Annotated in this window: 7 protein-coding genes; all 7 read left to right on the top strand. The window is 41.9% G+C overall.

Annotated features, from left to right (window positions below):
- Positions 1-902 (top strand): phosphotransferase (locus FP815_00950; protein MBA3013509.1); only part of this gene is annotated, 902 nt, incomplete at its 5' end.
- Positions 899-2,350, top strand: a complete 1,452-nt coding sequence (locus FP815_00945) for a flippase (GenBank protein MBA3013508.1) — start codon at positions 899-901, stop codon at positions 2,348-2,350. The genes FP815_00950 and FP815_00945, both read left to right, overlap by 4 nt.
- A gap of 12 nt (positions 2,351-2,362) precedes the next feature.
- Positions 2,363-3,043, top strand: a complete 681-nt coding sequence (locus tag FP815_00940; GenBank protein ID MBA3013507.1) for a class I SAM-dependent methyltransferase — start codon at positions 2,363-2,365, stop codon at positions 3,041-3,043.
- Between the two features lie 3 nt (positions 3,044-3,046).
- Complete coding sequence (locus FP815_00935) at positions 3,047-4,036, top strand: glycosyltransferase family 2 protein (protein MBA3013506.1); 990 nt, start codon at positions 3,047-3,049, stop codon at positions 4,034-4,036.
- A gap of 546 nt (positions 4,037-4,582) precedes the next feature.
- On the top strand, positions 4,583-5,623 hold the full coding sequence (locus FP815_00930) for an O-antigen ligase family protein (protein ID MBA3013505.1): 1,041 nt from the start codon (positions 4,583-4,585) through the stop codon (positions 5,621-5,623).
- Positions 5,620-6,741, top strand: coding sequence for a glycosyltransferase family 4 protein (locus FP815_00925; protein ID MBA3013504.1), 1,122 nt, complete (start codon positions 5,620-5,622; stop codon positions 6,739-6,741). The genes FP815_00930 and FP815_00925 overlap by 4 nt, the downstream gene beginning before the upstream one ends.
- Positions 6,731-7,216, top strand: a 486-nt coding sequence (locus FP815_00920; protein ID MBA3013503.1) for a hypothetical protein, incomplete at its 3' end; no start/stop codon positions are given. The genes FP815_00925 and FP815_00920, both read left to right, overlap by 11 nt.

Raw genomic sequence — 7,216 nt, 5'->3', positions numbered from 1 at the left:
TTTTATGCCCGCCAGTATTTTCCGACCTCTTCAGCTGTTCTGATCTCACTTACGCATTTTTTACCGGCACAGACAGCCCACACCGTAAAACAACCGTTCAAATCATGGGGGCAGATGGGGGCATTAAAGGTTTTGCCAAAATTTCACTTTCTCCCAAAATCAAAGAACTCATTGCCCATGAAGCAAATTGTATCGACTATGTTCAATCCCTTCGGTTGGAGAGTTGCTGCATCCCCAAAATGCTGCTATCCGCAGAAATTTCTGGGGCACAGATTCTGGTGACTAACACCGAAAAGACCCGATACTCCAAGTCGCCCACTGTATTCATGGCACTCCACAAGGGCTTTCTCTCCGAATTAATGTCAAAGAGTACCAAGGACAAAGAAACCTTGGCAGGCAGTCAGTTCCTCCTAGACATACGCAAACAGGCAGAACAATATTCCATTCGCCTACCAACTGGATGGAACACAAGATTTGCAGAGGCCTTCTCGAAGATTTCCAGCCTTGCTCCAACAATTAAGGCAGAGATAGTTTTCTGCCATGGTGACTTTACCCCGTGGAATACCTTCATGGTGAATAACCGACTCTATGTCTTCGATTGGGAGTATGCCCATAAGTCCTACCCCCCCGGTTATGACCTGATCCATTTCACCTTATCGCTTCCAGAATCGAAACGCCGACCCTCCAAAACAACCATCCGGCTGGTGCGAAAACTATTAACGGAGATGGGGCTTACTGAAAACGATGCCGAGGCAGATGTCCTTTTCCTTTGTTATTTGTGTGGACATTCCCTGCAATATATTGCACGGGAACCATACGAATGTGGCAAATTGGAAACTTGGGACGGGGAACCAGGAAAAGCGGATTTTATCGATACGATTATCAGATGGAAAACTGAATGAGCATACGCAAATATACTATTATTAACCTCGCCGGCTCAATCATCCCGATGTTTGTCACACTCGTCACGGTGCCTCTTTATCTGAAAACATTAGGTGATGTGCGCTATGGGGTACTCTCTCTTGTCTGGTTAATTTTGGGGTATTTCGGTTTTATGGAGATGGGACTAGGCAAGGCGACGGCAAATCATCTTGCACGACTCAGTGAGGCTTCAGACAAAGAGCGAGGAGTTGTTTTCTGGAGTGCATTTTCTGTCAATGCAGTTCTCGGAACGATAGCAGCAATTATTCTTTGGATCATTGGCTCTTTTCTTTTAACAAGAGTGCTAAAGATCCCAGCTGAATTCCAAGCTGAATCTCTCGCTGCTCTACCCTGGATGATTGCTACGCTTCCGCTCGCCTTGGTTTCTTCCGTTCTAAACGGCGCACTTGAGGGGAGAAACCGTTTTTTTACTGTCAACATTCTACAAATTGCAAGTACGATCGTCTTTCAGGTAGCGCCCCTCGTCATTGCATACATATATAGCCCAAGCCTTTCAGTCGTTATCCCCGCCGCAGTATTGTCCCGCGCATTCATGAACATTCCATTTCTGGTAGCCTGTTATTCATCGGTGCCATTAAGTCGACGGCCAAGATTTTCAAGAGAAGCTGTCAACTCATTACTTTCCTATGGTGGATGGGTTGCTGTAACAGGCATGATTGGTCCTTTGCTTGAAACTATCGACCGTTTTCTGATTGGTGCCATCCTAGGAGCACAAGCTGTTACCCACTACACCCTACCATATCAATTGGTTACCAAAGCGAGAGTTATACCCTCAAGCCTGTCACGAGCACTTTTTCCAAAATTCTCTGCTGCTCATCATGGGGATGCAAGTCATTTAGCCGAAGATTCATTTAGATTACTTGTGATGATTATGACGCCAATTATTATATTAGGAATTGTTCTCCTGAAACCATTCATGATTATCTGGGTTGGTAAAGATATAGCGACAATAGCGTCCCCTCTAGGAGAAATATTTCTCTTCGGAATATGGGCTAACAGCTTAGCATACATACCATATTCTTTACTGCAGGGTACGGGGCGGCCTGACATTGTTGCAAAATTTCACACTCTGGAAATTGGTCCATTCCTGGCCCTTCTATGGGTATCGATACACTTCTTTGGTCTCTATGGTGCTGCTTGGGCATGGACTTTCCGAGTACTTACTGACTTCATTTTCCTTTTTCGATATTCTAGCATGCCGAATAGTTCAATGAAAACTATGATTATTCCTGCTGTAATGATTATCAGCGCTATTATCAGTTTACATAATGTCGCAAACAATATTTGGCCCTGGCATGCTGCAATAGGGGCATTTTTTGTTATTTGGGTCGGACTTTGGCTCATAAGATTGTATAAGGGGAGTCCGTTATCTAAGTTGTTCTATAAACATAAAACTGCTTCATCTTAATAGGAGTTATATATGATGAGTCTAACTCCTGTAGAACACAGTAATACTTCTGCAAATTACTATCAAAATCGGCGTGAAAATATTGCCCAATTTATCAGTAAAGGAAATAATCGCATTTTAGATATTGGTTGCGGAGCCGGAAATTTTGGATCCTTTCTAAAACAGAATAATTATGCATCAGAGGTTATAGGAATCGAAATTGACCGCACAGCGGCAGATGAAGCTTTAACAAAGCTGGATCAAGTACACTGTGCAGACCTTAACCGCACCAGGATTTCGGAACTGCTCATCCCCCCCACCAATTCCTTCGATTTTGTCGTATGCGCAGATGTATTGGAGCATCTTATTGATCCATGGCAGACTCTTTATGATTTATCTACACACTTGACGCCAACTGGGAAATTAGTTGCTTCCATTCCGAATGTACGTCATTGGACTGTGTGGCTTCCGTTAATAATGAATGGGAAATGGAATTACGTTGATGCCGGCATTATGGATCGAACTCACCTTAGATTTTTTACGAAAATTTCTATCCAAGAATTATTTACAACTGCCGGGCTAGATATTATTGAATTGCGTCCGTTAATCGGTGGTAAGTGGAAATTGGTTGATCAATTTTCACTACAGTTGCTGAGAGATTTTATAACTGTCCAATGGGTCATTGTTGGCACGCACAAAGCAACGAGTATTTAACTAATGAAAAATCATCACGTTGCCGTAGTAATCCTCAACTACAACAGTGAAAAGGATTTGCAAATTTGTGCAGAGCAAATCTCCAAACAGGAGGGAGTCCATCTCTCCACCATTTTGGTAGATAACGCATCGCGAACAGATTCTCTGCAAGCAATTAAATCATGGCTCATTGACTGGCGCCCAGATGCGGTGAGTGGACCCGAGAATGAAGTACAATCGTGGGTGCGACAGCATCAGGGGGAGAGCAGGAAAAACAATACTGTCTACCTAATCGAAAATCATGAAAATCGTGGATATTCAGCGGGGAACAATATTGGCATTCGTCTGGCGAACACACTAGGTGCCAATGCAGTCCTTATTGCCAATCCAGACATGAGGATAGTTGACAGAAACTATCTAAGGGAATTGACCGTTAACATGTTCTCTGATCCGCATTGTTATGTCGCTGGCTCGCGTATTCTTAGTCAAGATGGTGTTGATCAAAACCCCTTGCGGGAGGCCAGTTTTTTAGAAGAATTTTTCTGGCCGCGATGTTTGTTTCGGCGTTTTGGGGTGCAAAAGTCATACGTGATTCCCTGCCCAATTGATAAATCAAGTGTCGCTCCGAAAGTATCTGGGTGCTGCCTAATGTTGCGAATGGATTTCCTCCGAGATATTGGCTTCCTTGATGAAGGAGTCTTTCTTTACTGTGAGGAGCCGATTCTTGTGTCAATGGTTCATAGGAAAAATGGAAAAATTCTATATGTACCATCTGCCATAGCCATCCACGCTCATGTCAAGAGTGAAAAAGGTGATAGCACGAAACGTATGCTGCAATTCATTAGAAGTAGAAAGTATTATCTTTACACCTATGCCGGGTATCAAAAATGGCAGCTTTGGTTGCTTTCAATATCCTATAAGACACTCGCTCTTTATAGTATTTCAAAGGGACTTATCACAAGAGCAAAAACACACCTACTTGTATTGAGAAAATTTACCAGTAAAATACCTTGATAGCTTAATAGTATTTAGAGTTATTAAATTTCATTTCGAAATTTGGCCATTTTCTGGTTGCACCAAACAAAACAGATTCCGCCCCAACAGGAGAATTACCGACTTACCATTTTCCCTCCATTCAATTGAAGGGTTGTACAGTTTACAAGCCCGACAACTTATCGGTAAACTAATCGCATGAACCAGTAATGGATATTCCTGTCTCGTCAGCTTTTAGGCAATATTAAATCAATACAGACGTTTTTTAGTGGAGTTTATCAACATGCTTGAAGGATTAACGTCAGCAGTAGTTATTTTACTGTTATTATTTATGTTTCGTTCAAAAATATACACTATTTTCTTTGTAGCGTTACTAACTACAGAGTTTTATTATATCCTAATCGGTGGAGGCATCGCTCGTATTTATCATCTTCTTGTTATCTTTGTATTGTTGTCTCTATGTAGGTTTCTTCCTCGTCTATTTTCCTCACGAATTTTCCTATCCCTCTCTTTTTTTTGATCGTAAATTTAATTGCAGCATTGTTCTCTGATACACCAACAGAGGCAATGACAAGCTTACTTTTATTAGCTGCGAACATGGGCATTGCTATGGCGACAGCGCTTATTTTGATAAGTGGAACAATTAACATCCAATCATTAAAACGGCTCATCTTCACAGTAACAGTTATTAGTGTAGCCTGGGGGCTTGTTCAAGCAATCACTTTTCACTTTAGCGGAATTATTCTTGCGCTTTCAGATGCTCAGGTTTCACAGATAATCGGTGGTTTTGGTCCAGGATTTCGTACTGAAGCAAACACTTTTGCAAAATATTTAAACTTCTCTTTTTTTCTGTTTTTACCAACCCTTATCAAGGGTAAATTATGTAAAAAAAATTCATTAATTCTCTCAGTTATGATTGTCGGAATTTTGTTAACCTTTACTCGCTCTGCTATTTACGGCATGGGAGCCACTTTAAGTTTTATTTTCATTTGGTATATATTCAAAAGTCGTGGCACACTAATTACACGTAAGTTTTTAGTGCTTTTTCTATGCGGGGGAATTTCAATATATATTTTTACTGGATTCGTGGGTAACATAAATCCATATGCGTTTTACAAAATTCAAAATTTTTTCAATAAAGAAGAAATTTTAGAAGGAGGTTCGAGCCAGTTCCGGTTGATGTCTCAAAAGCGTTTGATTGATGCCTTTTTGGCAAGTGATAAATCCATCATTATTGGAACTGGTTGGGGACAAGTTAGATATATTTATGGTGGTAAGATTTGGCAAGCAGGAGGAGGTGAGCTTATTACCACACTTACATACGGAGGATTATTCGCTGGCTTAGCATATCTTCTTTATCTGTTCACTTCATTTACAGCCGCTTATAAAATGGCCCAATTACATCGGAATCAAGAAGATGGACTAACATACGAAGGAGTTGCATTCGCGGTTCTCAATTCTTTTGTTACCGGCCAAATCAACGGAGCCTTGATCGCACCAGAATATTGGTTATTGATAGGTATGGCAATGCACTTAAGTGTGATGCCTCGTTCAACGCCCCCTCAGCGCAAGTTATTTTTTGGAAATGCAGTGTATAAAAAAACATGAAAGTACTCCACTTTATCCTCGGCAAAGCCAACAAAGACAGAGCCAATGGCGTAAACCAGGTTATTGCTGGTTTGGCAAAATACACTGCACGGTACGGTGTAGATGTTCGAGTAATTGGTAAGGCTGGGTCTGTTAAGAAAGAAGGAGAGCTTATCCAACGAGATGGTTTTACAATACAAGCTTTTTCTCAGTTGGGTTTGCAGTTGAGTAAAGCTGTTGATGAAGCAATCGTATGGGCTGATGTTGTTCATCTCCATGGTGTTTTTAGCCCATGGAATCTGTGGGTCGCAAAAAAATGCAACCAGTTACAAAAACCTTATGTTGTGACACTCCACAATGGTTTAGCACTGGATCGTCAAACAAGCACAACCACAAAAATAAAAAAATCGCTATACCATTGGCTACTACAACGTCAACATCTTGAAAAATCCGCAGGCATTCATATGTTGACCGAGGAGGAGACAACTGAAGCACTATCATGGTTCTCGCCTCGGCATCAATTTTACATCCCTAACGGCATTGACCTTGATGATTACCCCACACTTCTCCCTCACAATCATTCCCAAGTCGATGAGATTAAAATCGGCTATTTGGGAAGAGTTTCCCCAGAGAAAAATCTAGATTCACTCTGTAAAGCAATTTCATTAATGCGAAATAATAACAATAAACTGCGACTGCAGATCGCCGGTCCTGAATCGCCCTATCTCAAAAAACTGTTAACAGATTATGATGATAAGGGAGTTGAATGGGTTGGACCGAAATATGGTGCCGACAAGATAGCCTTTCTTCGCGACATTGACTTATTTGTTCATCCTTCACTATGCGACGTATTTTCAATTGCGGCAATGGAGGCACTGGCCATCGGAACGCCACTGCTGATTACCCGCACAGCTAAGGCAAGTTATTTCTACGACCGACAAGCATTTTTCATGTGTGAACCGACTCCTTACGGATTAAGTCGAGGGTTAGAAAGAGCGCTACAACAACAAACTGAGTGGTCACAGTATATCTTGCGGGGCCGTGAACTAATCGAGAACCAACTCAACTGGTCAATTGCAGCTGTTAATCTAATCAAGGAGTATGACCTTATTCGACAAAGGGTAGCAAATGAAAGCTGAAATCGAAGCATTCATTACCCAAGCCCTCACACCAACAATATCATTTCTCTTCTTACGAGGAAACGATACCCAAACTCGTTCAGAAGGTGATCTTGATATTCTGGTCTCCAACACCCAAATAGTGTTGGCCTGCCAACTTCTTGCTGAGAGAGCCCACAAAAATGGATGGTATGTACTTTTTTTTCGAAACATAGGCTATTGTGCCCAGGTTGTCCTGAGCCGGCCTGCACCAGACGGGGAAGTACATTCTGTCAAGGTTGATTTCATTGCGGGCCTTGAGTGGTATAATGCAGGCAGTGGTGATCTAACAACCCGCCTCTTTAAAGATTTTCTTTCAGAGGCAGATACAGAAAAGGTGCGCAATTCAATTGCCGCCGCTGTCACTTTTTTTCAGAAATGTATGGCTCTTGGCCGACTTTCTGACAGAGACATGGCCCGCGTTACTCAGGGTGGGGCTACGCCCAAACTATTACTC

This window comes from Desulfobulbaceae bacterium (assembly GCA_013792005.1).
In the GTDB taxonomy this organism is placed as follows: Bacteria; Desulfobacterota; Desulfobulbia; order Desulfobulbales; family VMSU01; genus VMSU01.
The sequence above is the reverse complement of the archived record's forward strand: the minus strand, read 5'-3'. Positions and strand labels throughout refer to the sequence as shown.

Coding starts and splice junctions, on each gene's coding strand:
- FP815_00945 (MBA3013508.1), top strand. CDS start 899: ATGAGCATACGCAAATATACTATTATTAACCTCGCCGGCTCAATCATC.
- FP815_00940 (MBA3013507.1), top strand. CDS start 2,363: ATGATGAGTCTAACTCCTGTAGAACACAGTAATACTTCTGCAAATTAC.
- FP815_00935 (MBA3013506.1), top strand. CDS start 3,047: ATGAAAAATCATCACGTTGCCGTAGTAATCCTCAACTACAACAGTGAA.
- FP815_00925 (MBA3013504.1), top strand. CDS start 5,620: ATGAAAGTACTCCACTTTATCCTCGGCAAAGCCAACAAAGACAGAGCC.
- FP815_00930 (MBA3013505.1), top strand. CDS start 4,583: ATGACAAGCTTACTTTTATTAGCTGCGAACATGGGCATTGCTATGGCG.